This is a genomic window from Olivibacter sp. SDN3 (assembly GCF_014334135.1).
Classification (GTDB): domain Bacteria; phylum Bacteroidota; class Bacteroidia; order Sphingobacteriales; family Sphingobacteriaceae; genus Olivibacter.
The window spans coordinates 4,460,906-4,476,223 of the sequence record NZ_CP060497.1 but is presented as its reverse complement, the minus strand read 5'-3'; the positions used below and the strand labels follow the sequence as shown (position 1 = coordinate 4,476,223).

The 15,318-nt window shown below is 40.6% G+C and carries 22 protein-coding genes, 2 tRNA genes and 1 pseudogene; 11 read left to right on the top strand and 14 right to left on the bottom strand.

The window, feature by feature from the left end:
• Positions 1 to 16: 16 nt before the first annotated feature.
• The 6 genes from H8S90_RS18815 to H8S90_RS18795 form a co-directional block, all read right to left on the bottom strand.
• Entirely contained in the window at positions 17 to 760 is a 744-nt protein-coding gene (locus H8S90_RS18815) for an SDR family oxidoreductase (RefSeq protein WP_187339366.1), read from the bottom strand.
• Between the two features lie 11 nt (positions 761 to 771).
• Positions 772 to 1,074, bottom strand: a complete 303-nt coding sequence (locus H8S90_RS18810; RefSeq protein ID WP_187339365.1) for a putative quinol monooxygenase — start codon at positions 1,072 to 1,074, stop codon at positions 772 to 774.
• A 63-nt stretch (positions 1,075 to 1,137) separates the two neighbouring features.
• Complete coding sequence (locus H8S90_RS25975) at positions 1,138 to 1,293, bottom strand: hypothetical protein (protein ID WP_222852135.1); 156 nt, start codon at positions 1,291 to 1,293, stop codon at positions 1,138 to 1,140.
• 54 nt (positions 1,294 to 1,347) lie between these two features.
• Positions 1,348 to 1,812: a type 1 glutamine amidotransferase domain-containing protein gene (locus H8S90_RS18805; protein ID WP_222852134.1), complete on the bottom strand. Its 465-nt coding sequence runs from the start codon at positions 1,810 to 1,812 to the stop codon at positions 1,348 to 1,350.
• A gap of 181 nt (positions 1,813 to 1,993) precedes the next feature.
• The gene (locus tag H8S90_RS18800) at positions 1,994 to 2,527 is read right to left on the bottom strand and encodes a hypothetical protein (protein WP_187339364.1); all 534 of its coding nucleotides are present in this window, start codon (positions 2,525 to 2,527) and stop codon (positions 1,994 to 1,996) included.
• A gap of 183 nt (positions 2,528 to 2,710) precedes the next feature.
• A tRNA-Lys gene (locus tag H8S90_RS18795) sits at positions 2,711 to 2,786 on the bottom strand.
• 148 nt (positions 2,787 to 2,934) lie between these two features.
• Here H8S90_RS18795 and H8S90_RS18790 point away from each other — a divergent pair.
• The 3 genes from H8S90_RS18790 to H8S90_RS18780 all read left to right on the top strand — a co-directional run bounded on the left by H8S90_RS18790 (position 2,935) and on the right by H8S90_RS18780 (position 4,538).
• A complete protein-coding gene (locus tag H8S90_RS18790; protein ID WP_187339363.1) occupies positions 2,935 to 3,237 on the top strand; it encodes a DUF1330 domain-containing protein in 303 nt (100 codons plus the stop codon).
• Positions 3,238 to 3,338: 101 nt separating this feature from the next.
• Positions 3,339 to 4,307, top strand: coding sequence for an NAD(P)H-quinone oxidoreductase (locus H8S90_RS18785; protein WP_187339362.1), 969 nt, complete (start codon positions 3,339 to 3,341; stop codon positions 4,305 to 4,307).
• Positions 4,308 to 4,465: 158 nt separating this feature from the next.
• Positions 4,466 to 4,538, top strand: a tRNA-Lys gene (locus tag H8S90_RS18780).
• A gap of 526 nt (positions 4,539 to 5,064) precedes the next feature.
• On the opposite strand, the pseudogene H8S90_RS26265 reads toward H8S90_RS18780, so the two are convergent.
• Both H8S90_RS26265 and H8S90_RS18770 read right to left on the bottom strand, forming a co-directional pair.
• Positions 5,065 to 6,066, bottom strand: a pseudogene (locus tag H8S90_RS26265) (recombinase family protein); the annotation flags it as partial.
• 26 nt (positions 6,067 to 6,092) lie between these two features.
• Positions 6,093 to 6,254: a hypothetical protein gene (locus H8S90_RS18770; RefSeq protein ID WP_187339361.1), complete on the bottom strand. Its 162-nt coding sequence runs from the start codon at positions 6,252 to 6,254 to the stop codon at positions 6,093 to 6,095.
• Between the two features lie 394 nt (positions 6,255 to 6,648).
• Between H8S90_RS18770 and H8S90_RS18765 the strand changes: the two genes are divergently transcribed.
• Genes H8S90_RS18765 through H8S90_RS18745 form a run of 5 tightly spaced genes read left to right on the top strand, consistent with a single transcriptional unit; the run spans position 6,649 to position 8,308 of the window.
• Complete coding sequence (locus tag H8S90_RS18765; protein ID WP_255501656.1) at positions 6,649 to 7,281, top strand: antirestriction protein ArdA; 633 nt, start codon at positions 6,649 to 6,651, stop codon at positions 7,279 to 7,281.
• Positions 7,282 to 7,330: 49 nt separating this feature from the next.
• A complete protein-coding gene (locus H8S90_RS18760) occupies positions 7,331 to 7,501 on the top strand; it encodes a hypothetical protein (RefSeq protein ID WP_187339360.1) in 171 nt (56 codons plus the stop codon).
• A 4-nt stretch (positions 7,502 to 7,505) separates the two neighbouring features.
• Complete coding sequence (locus H8S90_RS18755) at positions 7,506 to 7,913, top strand: hypothetical protein (protein WP_187339359.1); 408 nt, start codon at positions 7,506 to 7,508, stop codon at positions 7,911 to 7,913.
• Between the two features lie 4 nt (positions 7,914 to 7,917).
• The gene (locus H8S90_RS18750) at positions 7,918 to 8,115 is read left to right on the top strand and encodes a 3-isopropylmalate dehydratase (protein ID WP_187339358.1); all 198 of its coding nucleotides are present in this window, start codon (positions 7,918 to 7,920) and stop codon (positions 8,113 to 8,115) included.
• A complete protein-coding gene (locus H8S90_RS18745) occupies positions 8,096 to 8,308 on the top strand; it encodes a hypothetical protein (protein ID WP_187339357.1) in 213 nt (70 codons plus the stop codon). Before H8S90_RS18750 ends, H8S90_RS18745 begins: the two co-directional genes overlap by 20 nt.
• Positions 8,309 to 8,552: 244 nt before the next feature.
• Here the strand turns inward: H8S90_RS18745 and H8S90_RS18740 are convergent, their stop codons facing one another.
• The 6 genes from H8S90_RS18740 to H8S90_RS18715 all read right to left on the bottom strand — a co-directional run bounded on the left by H8S90_RS18740 (position 8,553) and on the right by H8S90_RS18715 (position 11,752).
• The gene (locus H8S90_RS18740; RefSeq protein ID WP_187339356.1) at positions 8,553 to 8,996 is read right to left on the bottom strand and encodes a response regulator transcription factor; all 444 of its coding nucleotides are present in this window, start codon (positions 8,994 to 8,996) and stop codon (positions 8,553 to 8,555) included.
• A 358-nt stretch (positions 8,997 to 9,354) separates the two neighbouring features.
• Positions 9,355 to 9,627 (bottom strand): molybdenum ABC transporter permease, encoded by a 273-nt coding sequence (locus H8S90_RS18735; RefSeq protein WP_187339355.1) that lies wholly within the window; start codon positions 9,625 to 9,627, stop codon positions 9,355 to 9,357.
• Between the two features lie 105 nt (positions 9,628 to 9,732).
• Positions 9,733 to 10,137 carry a DUF3872 domain-containing protein gene (locus tag H8S90_RS18730; RefSeq protein ID WP_370525704.1) on the bottom strand — a complete coding sequence of 135 codons (405 nt, stop codon included), beginning with the start codon at positions 10,135 to 10,137 and terminating at the stop codon, positions 9,733 to 9,735.
• A 54-nt stretch (positions 10,138 to 10,191) separates the two neighbouring features.
• Positions 10,192 to 10,578, bottom strand: coding sequence for a conjugal transfer protein TraO (locus tag H8S90_RS18725; RefSeq protein WP_255501961.1), 387 nt, complete (start codon positions 10,576 to 10,578; stop codon positions 10,192 to 10,194).
• Between the two features lie 11 nt (positions 10,579 to 10,589).
• Entirely contained in the window at positions 10,590 to 11,525 is a 936-nt protein-coding gene (locus H8S90_RS18720; RefSeq protein WP_255501942.1) for an IS3 family transposase, read from the bottom strand.
• The gene (locus tag H8S90_RS18715; RefSeq protein WP_187339052.1) at positions 11,453 to 11,752 is read right to left on the bottom strand and encodes a transposase; all 300 of its coding nucleotides are present in this window, start codon (positions 11,750 to 11,752) and stop codon (positions 11,453 to 11,455) included. The genes H8S90_RS18720 and H8S90_RS18715 overlap by 73 nt, the downstream gene beginning before the upstream one ends.
• A gap of 705 nt (positions 11,753 to 12,457) precedes the next feature.
• Between H8S90_RS18715 and mobA the strand changes: the two genes are divergently transcribed.
• The 3 genes from mobA (at position 12,458) to H8S90_RS18700 (ending at position 15,182) form a co-directional block, all read left to right on the top strand.
• Positions 12,458 to 12,895, top strand: a complete 438-nt coding sequence (mobA, locus tag H8S90_RS18710; protein ID WP_187339353.1) for a conjugal transfer protein MobA — start codon at positions 12,458 to 12,460, stop codon at positions 12,893 to 12,895.
• Position 12,896: 1 nt separating this feature from the next.
• On the top strand, positions 12,897 to 14,186 hold the full coding sequence (gene mobB, locus H8S90_RS18705) for a conjugal transfer protein MobB (protein WP_187339352.1): 1,290 nt from the start codon (positions 12,897 to 12,899) through the stop codon (positions 14,184 to 14,186).
• Between the two features lie 150 nt (positions 14,187 to 14,336).
• Positions 14,337 to 15,182: an abortive infection family protein gene (locus tag H8S90_RS18700; RefSeq protein WP_187339351.1), complete on the top strand. Its 846-nt coding sequence runs from the start codon at positions 14,337 to 14,339 to the stop codon at positions 15,180 to 15,182.
• Positions 15,183 to 15,318 lie beyond the last annotated feature (136 nt).

Here is a 15,318-nt window from a genome sequence, read left to right as displayed (position 1 = left end):
TTATTATTTATAAGCATCAAAACTCCTGCGCAGTAGGGCGTAATACAATTTCATTGATATCTACATCGGCAGGTTGTTCAATGGCAAAGGCAATGGCTCTTGCTACAGAGGCGGCAGGAATAGCCAGTTCATAGAATTTATTGACACCTTTGGCACTGGTCTCGTGCTTTGTACCGAACTTCAGTTCCGAATCAATAGCCCCAGGTTCTATCGTAGTTGTTCGTATATTTCCTCCAACTTCATGTCGAAGACCATCGGTTATAGCACGAATCGCATATTTGGTTCCGCTATAAACAGTACCACCTGGACTGAAAACCTTGATGCCCGCAACAGAACCTAAATTGATGAAATGCCCAGACTCCTGTTTTTGAAAAATTGGTAAAGCCGCTGCTATTCCATACAAGACCCCTTTGATATTAATATCGATCATACTGTCCCATTCATCGATCCTAAGCTCAGACATTGGAGCAATAGGCATGATACCGGCATTATTAATCAAAACGTCAATTTTACCGTAAGTAGTTACAGAGATGTCAACCAAGTTCTGGACTTGTTCTTTATCGGTTACATCTGTAACTTGGTATATTGCAGTGCCTCCTTTTGAGGTAATCTCTGCTACAATTTGTTCCAATTTATCTGCTCGTCTTGCTCCAAGCACAACACGCGCTCCTTTTTCAGCAAGATATTTGGCTGTTTCCTCTCCCAGACCACTACTGGCTCCAGTAATGACGACAACTTTATTTTGAATATTATTTTCCATTTTAATTATTTTTAAAAGTCCAATAATGAACTAATTATTACTTCTCTGTTTTCCAATAACGGTACTATTTTTCCAACTACTACTTCTTGAAAATGAGCGGAATTTCTATGAAATTCCAATGCTTCCTGATTTTTATATTCTTCAAAAAGCATCAAGATATTTTCGTTATCATTGCCTTGATACACTTCATACTTCAGGTTGCCTTCTTCGGCAGAACTTTTTGCAACAGCTTCTTTCAAAAGTGATACTACGGTTTCTAAATTGCCTTGTTTTACCTGCCATTTGGCAAAGGTTATGATTGTTTTATTGTTCATGATTTTTAAATTTTAATTGAAACAATTCCTATTGATTGTTCGAGAGGAACTGTCTCTAATGTGTTATTTTTCAGCTAATAAAGCGACTACTTTTTCGCCTACACTTTTTGCCGAAGCGGGATTTTGTCCAGTCACTATTCGTCCGTCTTGAATGCTTTGATCCTGCCAAGGTTCTGCCTCATGAAATATAGCACCCTGTGCTACCAATGCTGTTTGCAAATCAAAAGGAACATCGGCTCTGGCATAATTGTCTTCCTCTTTTGTAGTAAAGGATTAAATGTTTTTGCCCTCAACAAGATAGGAGCCATCACTCAATTTGGCATTAAGGAATGCTACAGGGCCGTGACATACGGCACTGATTACGGCACCACGCTCGTAAGTCTCGACAATCACCTTTTTCAATAATTCGTTTTCGGGCATGTCTACCATAGGTGCTAATCCTCCCGGAACAAAAACAGCATCATACACACTGGTATCCACATCTTCCAACTTGGAAGCTTTTTGCATTAAATCCCAACCATCGCCCGTTAAAAATTTTAGGTTGTCAGCATCATCTGCTAAATTTAGCGCATCCAGATAAGGCGTATCACCTGTTAAGGAAGCGAAGTCGATGTGAAAACCAGCTTTATCAAACTCGGCATAAGGGTGGGCTACTTCAGGTAAAAAAACACCTGTTCTTCTGTTGTTCGGTCCAATGGCATTGGCATTGGAAGCGATAATCAAAACTTTTTTACTCATGATTTATAAATTTTAAATTGTTATACTCTTTATTGCTTTTGATATATCAAAGGTACGATGAGGCACTACCCTTTAGGAAGGAGGCAACGCACAAAAAAAGTGTGACTTCGGTCACACTTTTATTCAAGAAGCAATAGCTGAAATGGGATAAATCTGCTATTGATTGATTTACAGCTATCCGTTAGGATTTATAAAAAGCAGCTAAGCGCTCAGCCACATTTGTTCTGATGCTCATCCAAAACAAATTGTAATCCCAAACATGGAAGTTGTTAGCATTTTTCAGCCAATATTCATTGATGGAGAAAGACTCCCTCTTAAAAAAATCAACAAGACTATTACGTATTACCCTATGGTTGTCCGCGCTTCTTTCCCTGCCATCGTTTCTAAGCCTCTTAATATGGTTGTCGCAGAATTTCACAAAGTCGATATCTTCATCTTTGTCTCTCAGAAAATCTCTAAGGGATTCAGCCGTGAAATCAATGAGTCGATCATCTAACTCACTGATGACTTTGCGGTATTCCTTTAATTGACGATCCACTTTTTCAACAACAAAAGAATCCTTGATTTTGTAATCCTTGGTTAGTTGCTTTCTGACAACATAGTGATTGGTGTCAATAAACTTTCTCTCCCGTTTGTGATGGACACAGATTTTTACATTGTAGGTGCCATCGGCTTTTTTGTGGTGCTCATAAACTTTTGCGCTTACGGTTGCCATAATTTTTCAATTAGCACACAAAATTTCGTTACCTATTTGTTACGATTTTGCGTGAAGTTCAACAAAAAACTATGTAAATCACACCGATTCGGGGTATCCGATTCGGCAAGTGCAGAGGTTTCTAATCTGCGCTTAGAAACGCAAAAAAGCCGTTTTTCTATACGAAAAAACGACTTTTTAATGTGGTGACCCCGGAGAGGCTCGAACTCTCGACCCACTGATTAAGAGTCAGTTGCTCTACCAACTGAGCTACGAAGTCAATATTATTACTTGGTAGCCCAAAGTTAGGCTTTTTAATAAAAAAAAAGAATACATTGTTAAAAAACATAACTTTGGATTAAGGTGCTGTTTTTACTATCGAGGTCAGATTGAAATCAATACACGTTGTCAAATTTTTTCAACATATTATGCTTTATATCACCCAACTTATTTATATAAAAGAAGGTTTCGAGGAAACTTTTCATCAATTTGAAGAGATAGCCATACCTGCCATTTCAAAGTATAATGGACAGCTTTTGCTTCGTATGCGACCTAATGAAGCGTCTATTATAGATGCGCATATCGAAAAGCCGTATGAAATTCATATAGCAAGGTTTGAATCAGATAGTGATTTCGAAGATTTCATGCAAGATGAAGAAAGAAAGCGGTTTTTACATTTGAAAGAAAAATCAATAAGGTCTATTCTACTAATTAAGGGAAGAAATATATGAAAGGCAGATGAAACGATTTTGTCTGCTTATTAATAAGGTAAGATGCAGTTAAAAGATTTTTTTATAGCATGGATAATACATTTAAATAATTTAAATAAATCATGAAAGTTGTTGCAATTAATGGATATGGCGACCCGGATGTATTAATCACTCAAGAACGAGAGATACCTCTTATTTCAGACGATGAAGTACTCATTCAAGTGAAAGCTGCCGGAGTCAATAGACCCGACGTATTTCAACGAAAAGGAAACTATCCTGCTCCACAAGGGGTTTCTCAGGATATTCCTGGTCTGGAAATTTCAGGTTATATCAAAGCGGTAGGGAAGAGCGTAGAAAAGTGGCGTGTGGGCGACGAGGTATGCGCTTTATTGGCTGGGGGTGGTTATGCTGAATATGTTGCTGTCCACGGCGGACAGTGTCTACCAGTCCCGAAAGGCTTCAGCTTTGCTGAAGCCGCCGGACTACCAGAAACCATCTTTACCGTTTGGCACAATGTTTTTCAACGGGGTAAATTAATAGCTGGAGAAACCTTACTGGTTCACGGTGGTAGCAGCGGCATTGGCGTAACCGCAATTCAGTTAGCAAAAGCATTGGGAGCAAAAGTTCTGGCTACAGCTGGATCTAAGGAGAAGTGCCAGGTTTGCGTTGACCTCGGTGCTGACTTCTGTGTAAATTATAAGGAAAGTGACTTTGAAAAAGTATTTAAAGGTCAAGCTGTAGATGTCATATTAGACATGGTTGGAGGAACATATTTTGAGAAAAACATCAATATTCTAAGAGAGGAAGGACGATTAGTTTATATAAATGCAATGAAGGGTAATCTGGTGAACCTAAATATCATGAAAATGATGCAGAAAAGAATTACTATTACTGGGAGTACATTAAGAAGCAGGAGTAAAGTATTCAAAGCATCACTTGCTAATGAAATCCAACAGCACGTTTGGCCTATTTTAAATGAGGGAAGATTTTCTCCCGTGATATATAAAACTTATCCGCTAGATATGGCTTCAAGTGCACATGCTTTAATGGAAACAAATAAACATTTCGGTAAAATTATATTGATTGCATGATAAGACGTATCTATTCAATTTTTTTTTACTGTTTTTTAAGTAGTTATGTTTTTTTTCGGCATAAACTATTGTTTTAACTTGCATTGTATCGCACAGTATCCTATCTTTGCAGCTCTTTCGAAGAAAGAAAAAATGGTGTTAGAGACACTTGAAAGCTCGATTCCGTAGCTCAGCTGGTAGAGCAATACACTTTTAATGTATGGGTCCTGGGTTCGAATCCCAGCGGGATCACGTCTTGGGACAAGTCTAAAAATGATAGACTTGTCCCATTTTTTTTGCTCTGTAATTTGCTGTTATTCTGATAGATAAGAGTAACCGCAGAATTTAGCCGAGCGGTTCGATGTCGTGTACCGTCAAATTCCAAAAAATCGGGGAACATCGAACCAATTATTTCTCGTTTTTCCTCAATATCGCCGTTTTCGTAGCGTCTATCAATGTTTGCGACCTTTTTTAAGGCAGAAGCTACCAAGTCTTTTATCTCACTGCCTACCACCGCCAAATCATTTAATTGTCTCTCCAATTTCTCGATTTTGCCTTTGGTCAATTTCTTTACTTCTTGGAAATCATCGTCTGCCATTTCCCCATCGGCATTCTTTAAAAGTGCATTTTGATAGCGTTTGTTCAACGCATCAATCTCACTTATGATACTTGCCCGTTGGGTGTTTTGTATTTTGTTTTGGTTGTTGAAGTCTTTTATAAATGCTTCGATAAAAACGTCAACCATACCTGCCTTTGGTGACAGATAACGTAACTGTTTTAAAAAAGCCTCATTAACGGGTTCAGCTTTAAACCGTGTTCCGCAGGAGGAAGTACAATGATAATAGTTATAATATGCGTTCCGTCCTTTTGAAGCACTACCCGAAAGCCTCCTGTCGCAGTTAGGACACTTTAGGAAGCCCCTAAGAGGAAAATCCTCTGTTGCTACTATCTTGGGGTTAACAACCCTCTTCCTCCCATCCAGTATATCCTGTACATCTGCAAACAGCTTTTCGCTGATTAATGGCTCATGCAGTCCTTTGACAAAATGCCCCTTTTCCTCTTTGTAGGGAGGAATGAATATTTTGCCACAGTACAACGGGTTTCGGACAGCTACCCAAAAATTATTTTTGCTAAACCGCCCTTTGCTATCGGCTTTTTCCCGCACTTTCCTCCATATCTGTTCGGTATTGAAGTTATTGGATGCGATTTGCTCAAATGCCCATTTTAGTATGGGTGCTTCAAAGTCATGCGGAGCAATGTATTTCTTTTTGTCCTCTGTTATCTTGTTGACATATCCCAATGGAGCAGTACCCATATACCGCCCCTCTTTTTTTGCCCTGCGCATTCCGTGAAAAACATTTAATGCACGCCTGTCGTTCTCAACTTCCGGCGAAGCAAGATAGAACGCAAGCATGATTTTATTTTCGGGAATGGTAAGGTCTAAGGGCTGTTCTATCGCAACAGGCTCAACGCCATGTGTCCGTAACTGGTTAATCATTTGGTAGGCATCCCCTGCGTTTCTACTGAACCTATCCCATTTGGTAAATAATATTATCGACCCCGATTTGTTGTTCTTTGTTTTGCGTAGGTTGGTTAAATATTTCTGCCATTCTGGGCGTTTGAAAGATTTTGCCGAATGGTCTTCTATATACACATCTCTTACCGGAATACCTTTTATTTCACAATATCTTCTTAATCGGTCTTCTTGGTCACGTTGCGAATATCCCTTGTCCGCTTGCTCGTCTGTCGATACACGTATGTATAAATCTGCCTTTCTCATCACAACAGTTTTCCTTGTTCATTAGATTAAACTTTTCCTCTTAGATACTGGTTAACTGCAATGTGAGCTATCTTCTTGACAAACTCCAAGATGGCTTGCGCTTCCTCTAAATCGACCTCCGTTCCTTTCTTTTTCAAGATTTGTACAACTCTTTCGGGAGTTAAATCGTTCGCTTTTTCTTTCTCCATCTTCAACTCTATTTTGCTTGTTAACCGAGCGGAATAATCCGCATCACGAACAAACTTATAGATATGATGGAATGGCTCTTTGAATATGTCTTTGGGTTGAATTACTTGGCATAGTCTGCCTGTTTAGAACCATTTCGGCAATGCTATCCTCATTACTTCCACGTTTGGTTATGCCTAAAAAGCGAGTATGCCTATTGTTCACGTTTCATGGAGCAAAGGTAACCCGTGTTTCTGTCGCCCCAAGGTCAAGACACGTTTGGAAAAAAAATCTCCAGCCCGTTGGGTGTATTTTTTTCCCAAAACCTTGTGTCGCCCTAAACACTAACCTTGACTTGCTCCCGAAACGAAACATAGCATACTCCGGCTCTTTACACGAATAAAAAAAATGTCAGGCATGAGGAAAATAAGCATTGGAAATGGTATTGAAACAAAACAACAGCACCACCTCTCATTGCCGAATAAATCAAAAAAATTAATTCAAAACAGTAAAGAAATGACACATCAAACAAACACATCGGAAGCAAGGGTATATGTCGGCACATACGCAAAATATAATGACGGTTCAATCTTTGGGAAGTGGCTAACGCTATCCGATTATGCGGACAAGGAAGAATTTTACACCGCTTGCAGGGAGTTGCACGATGACGAGGAAGACCCCGAATTTATGTTTCAAGACTACGAAAACATCCCGAACGGCTTAATCGGCGAAAGTTGGATAAACGATAGCATAATTGAGGTTTTGGAGGCTTTGGAAGATATGGACGAAACCCGAAAAGAGGCATTTCTAATATGGTGCGACAATGGACACCGTAAGCTATCCGAGGGCGATATTGACGACCTAATAAGCGACTTTGACGATGACTATATAGGGGAATACAAGGACGAGGAAGATTTTGCCTATGAACAGGTAGAGCAAATGGACTTGCCCGAATTTGCAAAAACGTACTTCGATTATGAGGCTTATGCCCGTGACCTGTTTAGCGGTGACTATTGGAGCAATAGCGGTCACGTATTTTATAATTGCTAACCCACAGGCGACCGCCTGCAAAGGTGGTCGCCTATCAAAAATCAAAACCATGATAATAGAAACTTATAGAGCGACCCTAAAACATGATACGGGCATGATACGGGTAAAAGTAGTATCGCTAAGCGGTGAAAGGGGCGCAATACAACAGATAACCACCGCCGAGCATTGCCCCGAATGTGCCATTATAAAATTGAAGAAGATTGACACTAAAAAAGTATAAAGACATGAAAGCATTGAACGAAATGAACAACGTTGAAAGAGGGTATTTGCTTGCTAAGCTATTCCCCGAAAACCTTAAAGATTTGACCCTCTTTGTACAGCAGGAAACGGAACGTTTCAGAGCGCAGGAGGAATATATACGCAGTATTTGGGCTAAAAGAACATTTTTAACCGCTGATTATTGGTTTAGCTTGGTCAGTAATACCGAACAGGTTTTAAAGCGGTATAACGTCATGTTACACCGTAGCACACGGGTATTTTCTGACCAGTTATTTGACGGTCACAATGCCATATTTCTAATAAACTGCCTTGTTGAGTATGCAGACAGGGAAGAATGTAGCCCGAAGCTAAAAGAGGCTATACACTTGCTATTCGGGCATGATAAAATGATTGTAACGGACTTAAACCAATAGACAAATGTACATTTCAGATTTATACGGTCAGAGAAAAGAAGTAACCGACCTTGATAAAGCCATTGCACAGGCAGAAAATTTTAAGGATATGCACCATATCCCACCAGTGGAGAGCGATAAGGAAAGGCAAGCCTATTGGCGTGATATATACAAAAAATTGGTACAACTAAAATCAAAGGAAAATGAGCAATCTTGCGGATAAAACGGAATACAGGGCATTGAGCATTATTGCCCGAATGGTGAAGCAGTTTGAAAAACTGCATTATATGGGCATGACCAAAATTGACGATTGGGATGCCACACAGGCGAGGAATTTATTAGAGGGTGTCATCCAGTCCAACGGGTACAAAATCAACTATGACAGGGGCAGTAATAAGCCGATTTTAAAGTTGTAGCTATATACACGATTAGAATTTCGGGAGCGGTACGCCGTTCCCGTTTTTTTGCCTCAAAAATTGGATGGGCAAAAAGACAGATCCTCCCGATGGTCGGGACCGTCTTTTTTCGGAAAGCGGAACAACCCCTTTGTTAAATGCTTCCGCTTCCCCGTTCCTTACCCTGCATTTTCCAAATAGGTTGTATTCGGATTAGACTACTTTCTTTCATGAGTTGAGACGAAAAAGAAAGTAGCAAAGAAACCTAAGATTGTGATTGATTTTTAAAATATTTCGTTGCTATCCTACTAATCCCGACACTGAAATATTTTTTGTTTTCGCTCAATACCTTAACGGCTGTCAGCAATTCATCGGGGTCAGCATATTTCAGTATATAGCCCGAAACACCTGTTTTCAGCATATCCGTTACGCTTTCCTCATTATCGTTCGTACTGGAAAATAATACTTTCAAATCGGGATGCTTTTCAAGCAAAAGTTTAGCCGTGGCAAAGTCTTCCTCAATGAGACAGACATCCGGCAACTTGCCACCCTCTTTTATTTTTTGTAGAGCATCCTGCCCGTAACCCGATTGGAACAATACCGTATAACCCGAATTTTCAAGTTGTTTTACGGGCATCTCCCGAAGCTGTGCATGGCTATCTATGACCGCTACACAGACTTTGTTTTTGTTTTCTTTTCCAGCATCCATAATATCTGTTTTAAAAGTAGCGAAACCTGCAATAAAAAAAGCGCAGGCAACTACACTTACTCGATACTGGGGTACTGGTATACCTTATCTCCAAATAAGCGAGCGCCCACGCCTATGGCGTGAGCGTTCTTACTTATTGTCTCGGAGATATAAAAATTACCAGTTTTCAGTACCAAGACTTAAAGCAAAAACACTTTAAGCATTCAATATTTTCTATTAGCAAAGATAGCAATGTAGATTTTCTTACGCAATATTCCCTTATCACTTGATTTTGTATTTAACATGGCTAATATTCGGTACAAAAAAACGGTACAGACGACAAAGACCTGTACCGTTTCCTTTATAACTATATTGTTGCCTATCGTGGGTTTTGTATTTCAGTCGTTGGCGATGTCGTTTCTTTTTTCTCTCGTGAATAAACCCATAACGACAATACTCCAAAAATAATCAAAGCGTAGGCTATCCATTTGCCGACACGTTCCATAAACTTGATGGCAACCGACTTTTCATAACTTGAAAATCCCTCCGCTCCGGTCATGCTACGCCTGTAAAACTTCCTGCGGTTAATCCAGTAACGTAGACCCAAGCCCAAAACCAAAAATATTATACCTATTACCAATGATGAAGTCATAACGATAAGCTATTTGTTTCCACTGTTTGAATTTACGAAAAAACATGAAAATAAGAGACTTCAAAAATGAAAAAATCCTGTCCACATCGGACAGGATTTATAGTGTCAATCCCTACTGTTAAACTGAAAGCTAACCTGTTTTTCGTTCCCGAAGTTATCCGAAATCCAAATATCAAACGACTGTGATACGGTGGATTGCGAGGTGTAATACAGCCTAAATTGTGTCTGTGGCAATAGGTACACATCATTGGGCATATACGGCGGTTCGCTGTAATACCGCAATGTTCCCTGTCCGTCAAACTGGAAATAGCGGATAAAGTATTTCGCATCATTGAAATTGCCCGACCGTTGAACGGTAATCCGTATTTCAACGGTCTGCCCGTTCGCTACCTCTTTGGGTACAGGCATCACCTGTACCTCAAAAGGGTAATTCTGTTGTATATCGAGGTCGTCTTTTTCACACGAGGTCAGCACTACGGAGCAGACCAACATCGCCAAGAGCAGGAACATTGCCTGCAAATGTAGCCCGTACTTTCTGATTAATATTTTCATCGTAAATCAATTTTAAAAGTTAAACCTTAGTCCAATCCCTGCCGATGGACGGAACTGTTTCAAATCCGTACCCCATAATACTTTTGTCCGACCTTGCAGGAGCAGGACAAAGCGGTCGGACAGGTACGTTTCGAGCGTGAGCCGTCCGCCCGTACCATAGACAAAATTGTCTTTGTCGAGGATGGTCGAGCCATCCGGTAACATGGCTTCGCTCCGGTTGATGGTTTCGTAACCTGCCACGGCTGTAAGCCCTGCATTCAGCGTGACGGTCTTTCTCGCATCGCCCAATAGCTGAAGACTGTAACCCACCTCGCCCGTGTAGGTTTCGAGCGGTATCTGTACATCCCTGTAACCGGAAAACTGATGGGTGTACTCCGCACTGGAATTGCAACTTAAAATAGGAGACTTTTTTATGCTGCCATTTTCTCTTTTTCCAATAGCATCTCTTCGATCTGCTTAGGGGTTTTATATCCCAGGGCAGAATGTGTTCTTTTGGTATTATAAAAACCTTCAATATATCCAAAGATCTCCAATTTAGCCGATTGCTGATCGATGAATTTTCTATGGTAGATCATTTCAGCCTTTAGTGTCTTGAAAAAGCTCTCAGCTACTGCATTGTCCCAGCAATTGGCCTTCCTACTCATGCTTTGAAGTATCTTGTTTTTTACAATTACCCTCCTGAATTCATCGCAGGCATATTGGATCCCTCTATCCGAATGGAAGATAAGACCATCTTTGATACCTCGGTTTCTAATAGCCATTTTGATGGCTTGTACAGAAGTGTTTTTAGTCGTCATATCGGTGCTTAAAGACCATCCAATGACTTTTCTGTCCGCCAGATCGATAACCGTTGTTAGATAAAGCCACCCTTTGCCGGTATGGATGTAAGTAATGTCGCTAACCCATTTTTGCGATAGGGAATCCGCTGAAAAATCTCTTTGGAGGAGATTTTCAGCTATCCTATAACTATGGCTCGAATCTGTGGTCACCCTATATTTTTTCTTAACCTTACTTCGTATCCCATGTTTCTTCATCAATCTTGCTACGTAGCTTCTTGATACCATTTCACCTTTTTTGTGCAGCTCTGCGGTTATCCGTGGGCTGCCATAGATATACTTACTGTCACTGTGTACCTGCTGTATTTTATCCACAAGTGCTTTACTGCGTTGTTCCCTGGGGGATTCGGGCCAAACCAGCCAACGGTAAAAACAACTGCTGCTAACGTTCAATACTTCGCACATCTTCTCTACGGAATATACTTCTCGGTTCTCCTTTATGAACCGGTATATGGACCGTCTCCCCTGGAGAAGATGGCTATGGCCTTTTTTAAGATATCGCGTTCTAATTCTGTATCTCTTAATTTCTTGCGTAAAATCCTTAACTCCTGCTCCTCCGGACTGATCTTGGGATTGTCAGGTAAAACCTTATTCCCATTATAACGTGGATTTCTACGCCATTTACTCAGTAAACTGGGGTCTATGTCTAATTCCTTAGCTACATCGGCTACAGATCCCTTAACAACGCTCAAATCGACCGCCATTATCTTAAACGAATCATCAAATTTTCTATGCATTTCTACAAATTTAAAATTACTGTCTAAATCTGTCTCGCTTTAAAGGTAGCAACTCCACATCCCTGCACACTCTCCGGCAGTCTTGATACAATCCCGTCTGTCGGGCTTGCCGTCATTCGTTCAGTCAGCCGTGCCGTCATTCCGGCTCTCGCACGGGCAAGACCGATGGCTTGCCAGTCGTCCTGCCCGATGGAATGGCTACCGGATAGCTTTCATGCCGTCCGGCATTCCTGCCTGCCGAGCGGAACGCCGTCATGTGTTCCGGCATTCCTGCGCTCCGTCTTTCACAACTGCCATCGGGAGCGGATGCCTGCAAACAGGCTTGCGTGACTGATAGCGCAAAGAAGCAGGTTATTCCGTTCCATTGATTTAAAGCGGTAATCCACGGCATTTTTTGGCAATGTTTGGTCGTGGCGGATAGGGCAATGCTTTGAAAAAGCTACCCTTACTTTGTAAGGGCTTAAATGCAAAGGGTGAATGGAAAAATCATTGGAGAATGGATGTTATGGGCGGAACGGCGCAAAGCCGTTTTTTTCCGCTTTACCCAATCCGACCCGTAGGGCGGATTTTCTGTTCACCCGAACAGAGCAAGTTATGTTTTGAGATGCTCGAAATAAATTCCGCACCTCAAAACCACTTGCCCTTGCAGGGGGCTGAAAACCGCTCCGAAGTCGCAGTTTATAGTAATTATTAATGGATTTAGATATGGAAGACAACAGAAGAAATCGAACAAACAAAGTTGGTCGCAAGCCTAAGAAAGACCCTGCCATCCACCGTTATTCGATTAGTCTCAACGACATGGAAAACGCACAGTTCCTTACGTTGTTCGAGCAATCGGGAATGAAAGTAATGGCACATTTTATTACAGCCTGCATCTTTCAGAAGCCAGTCAAAACCGTAAAAATTGACATGGATGCAGTCGATTTTCATACGAGGTTGACCAATTTTTACAGCCAGTTCAGAGTGGTTGGCGTGAATTACAACCAAATCGTGAAGATACTTTACCGCAATTTCTCGGAGAAAAAGGCATCGGCTTATCTCTTTAAACTGGAAAAGCAGACAGCAGAAATGGCGGACTTATGCCGGAAAGTGATTGAGCTAACACAGGAATTTGAAAAAGAACACCTACAAAAGCACAAGTAATATGATAGCAAAGATTGGCAAGGGTGAGAATTTGTACGGTGCAATTTCCTATAACCAAAAGAAGATTGATAGTGAAAACGGGCAGGTTCTGTTATTGAACAGAATACCCGAAACGTTGGATAATACCTATTCGACAAGTTACCTGCACCAGTGTTTTGAGCCGTATCTATCCACAAATATCAAAACTGAAAAGCCAGTGCGCCACATATCGCTGAACCCTGATCCTGCGGATAGGGTCAGCGATGGGCAGTTCGTAAAAATGGCGCAGGAATATATGGAGCGCATGGGGTATGGCAAGCAACCTTATATCGTTTTTAAGCATACCGATATTGAACGCACCCATATCCACATCGTAACGGTCTGTGTGGGTTTGGACGGAAAGAAGCTACCGGACAGTTACGACCATCCACGTTCGATGGCAATCTGTCGGGATTTGGAACAAACGTACAATCTTATACCTGCCACGGAAAAACAGCGCACCGGAAACGAGCAGGTATTCCGTCCGGTGGATTACAGAGCCGGAGACGTTAAGAGCCAAATGGCATCGGTGGTGAGACACCTGCCGAAGTATTACGGGTACGCAAGCCTCGGAGCATACAACGCCTTGCTTTCGCTTTTCAACATCACGGCAGAGGAAGTCAAAGGGGAATTGCAAGGACAGCCCAAAAATGGGCTTATCTATTTTGCATTGAACGAACAGGGAGAAAAAGCGAGCAATCCTTTTAAAGCATCGCTTTTCGGTAAACAGGCAGGACTGGACGAACTGAAAAACCAATTCGCACAGGCTAAGGAGAAAATGAAAGCCGACCCTGTAAGAGCCGTACTCAAAAGCACCATTGAAGTGGCGATGCACACCGCCACTAATGAAGCCGATTTTAAAAAGCAACTGTTGGAGCAGGGCATCAATACCGTGGTACGGCGCAACGATGAGGGGCGTATCTACGGTATGACTTTTATTGACCATGAAAGCCGTACCGTTTGGAACGGTTCAGCTTTGGGCAAAAACCTATCGGCAAATGTCTTTAATGATTGGTGGAATGAGCAAGCGGTCGGGCAACGCCAAGAAACTGAAAAAGCAACCGCACAAAATACGCCATCGACCGCAGAGAAAGAAGAAGCGCATGCACTTTTTAACTTCCTTAATAAAGAACAGCCGACCGATGATTTGTTGATAGACGGATTGGGTGGGCTATTGCCGGAGGCACAGGGCGAAGACTACGAGGAACAGGCATTTGCCAACCGTATGAAGAAAAAGAAGAAACGCAAAGGTCGCCAGTTCAGAGCGAATTGACGGCCTCTAACTATTAAATGATTGGCGATGGATTTTTACTAAACTAATTTTTAATTCGTTAAATTCGTACCTATGAAAAAAAACTCAGTGCTGACAATAAAAATTGAGTTCATTTATTGAAAAGTTAGTTGATATCGATTGCAAAAAAATATGGCAGATTTAAAACTTCAAGAGAAAAATAAGATTGAAAAATTTCTCGATATGAGCTCAGGTTATGTTTCAAATTTTAGTGACAGAACGTTTAGAGAATTCATATCAGATGCTGTTGATTTAGATATTGATGATGAAAAGTATCACTACGCCTCCAACTCTAAAGCTAATCGACTAAGACAATTTATTAAAGTCGAAGAAGATTATACTGTAGGAAAACTGTTATCTGAACTTCTCACCCATCATTTAGAACATTTAAAAGATAGAAAAGCAGGCTCTTGGTTTAATATTGAGAATGATGAATTTGACCTGAAAGAAGAACTTCATAAGGAATGTCAAAAAATAGCAGAGCGATTAAAGGGTAATATTGTAAATGATATTAATGCTATCAAACCAAACGTTGAGGATTTAGATTTCAAAAAACTATCAGAGTCTATAAAAGATAGCATCGATAAAAATTTGCCAGAAATTGCACTTGACAGATTACATACTTTCGTAATGAAATATATTAGAGAACTATGTAAAAAACACAATATTACATATTTGCAAGATGAAGCATTACATAGCTTATTTGGTAAATATGTGAAATTTTTAATCGCAAATAATCATATTGAATCTGAAATGTCCAAAAGAATATTAAGAACGTCCATTAGTAATCTTGACTCATTCAACGATATTAGGAACAACAGAAGTTTTGCCCATGACAACCCCATATTGAACTACGAGGAGAGCGTATTGATATTCAATAACACTTCAAGTACAATTAAGTTTATTGAGGCTATTGAAAATCGGGTTGACAATAATAAAGAAGTTCATAATACTGATTGGAAGGACTTAGAATTTTAAAAAAAACGCTAAAAATCTCGAATCACCGTATTGTAACCTTTAAAGTATGTCAAACTAAGCCACCAAAAGCCATCCGCCCCCCCTTTGTATAAGTGCTTTTAAATAGCCTCTAAATTCCCTGCATCACTAAAATTTT

Excerpts from the sequence above, each read along its gene's own strand:
- H8S90_RS18700 (WP_187339351.1), top strand. The coding sequence starts at position 14,337 with ATGGCAGATTTAAAACTTCAAGAGAAAAATAAGATTGAAAAATTTCTC.
- H8S90_RS18770 (WP_187339361.1), bottom strand. The coding sequence starts at position 6,254 with ATGGAGAAAGAAAAAGCGAACGATTTAACTCCCGAAAGAGTTGTACAA.
- H8S90_RS18810 (WP_187339365.1), bottom strand. The coding sequence starts at position 1,074 with ATGAACAATAAAACAATCATAACCTTTGCCAAATGGCAGGTAAAACAA.
- mobB (WP_187339352.1), top strand. The coding sequence starts at position 12,897 with ATGATAGCAAAGATTGGCAAGGGTGAGAATTTGTACGGTGCAATTTCC.
- H8S90_RS18730 (WP_370525704.1), bottom strand. The coding sequence starts at position 10,137 with ATGTTCCTGCTCTTGGCGATGTTGGTCTGCTCCGTAGTGCTGACCTCG.
- H8S90_RS18800 (WP_187339364.1), bottom strand. The coding sequence starts at position 2,527 with ATGGCAACCGTAAGCGCAAAAGTTTATGAGCACCACAAAAAAGCCGAT.
- H8S90_RS18785 (WP_187339362.1), top strand. The coding sequence starts at position 3,339 with ATGAAAGTTGTTGCAATTAATGGATATGGCGACCCGGATGTATTAATC.
- H8S90_RS18745 (WP_187339357.1), top strand. The coding sequence starts at position 8,096 with ATGAGCAATCTTGCGGATAAAACGGAATACAGGGCATTGAGCATTATT.
- H8S90_RS18735 (WP_187339355.1), bottom strand. The coding sequence starts at position 9,627 with ATGACTTCATCATTGGTAATAGGTATAATATTTTTGGTTTTGGGCTTG.
- H8S90_RS18715 (WP_187339052.1), bottom strand. The coding sequence starts at position 11,752 with ATGCATAGAAAATTTGATGATTCGTTTAAGATAATGGCGGTCGATTTG.
- H8S90_RS18750 (WP_187339358.1), top strand. The coding sequence starts at position 7,918 with ATGTACATTTCAGATTTATACGGTCAGAGAAAAGAAGTAACCGACCTT.
- H8S90_RS18765 (WP_255501656.1), top strand. The coding sequence starts at position 6,649 with ATGAGGAAAATAAGCATTGGAAATGGTATTGAAACAAAACAACAGCAC.
- H8S90_RS18755 (WP_187339359.1), top strand. The coding sequence starts at position 7,506 with ATGAAAGCATTGAACGAAATGAACAACGTTGAAAGAGGGTATTTGCTT.
- mobA (WP_187339353.1), top strand. The coding sequence starts at position 12,458 with ATGGAAGACAACAGAAGAAATCGAACAAACAAAGTTGGTCGCAAGCCT.
- H8S90_RS18790 (WP_187339363.1), top strand. The coding sequence starts at position 2,935 with ATGCTTTATATCACCCAACTTATTTATATAAAAGAAGGTTTCGAGGAA.
- H8S90_RS18740 (WP_187339356.1), bottom strand. The coding sequence starts at position 8,996 with ATGGATGCTGGAAAAGAAAACAAAAACAAAGTCTGTGTAGCGGTCATA.
- H8S90_RS18805 (WP_222852134.1), bottom strand. The coding sequence starts at position 1,812 with ATGAGTAAAAAAGTTTTGATTATCGCTTCCAATGCCAATGCCATTGGA.
- H8S90_RS18815 (WP_187339366.1), bottom strand. The coding sequence starts at position 760 with ATGGAAAATAATATTCAAAATAAAGTTGTCGTCATTACTGGAGCCAGT.
- H8S90_RS18760 (WP_187339360.1), top strand. The coding sequence starts at position 7,331 with ATGATAATAGAAACTTATAGAGCGACCCTAAAACATGATACGGGCATG.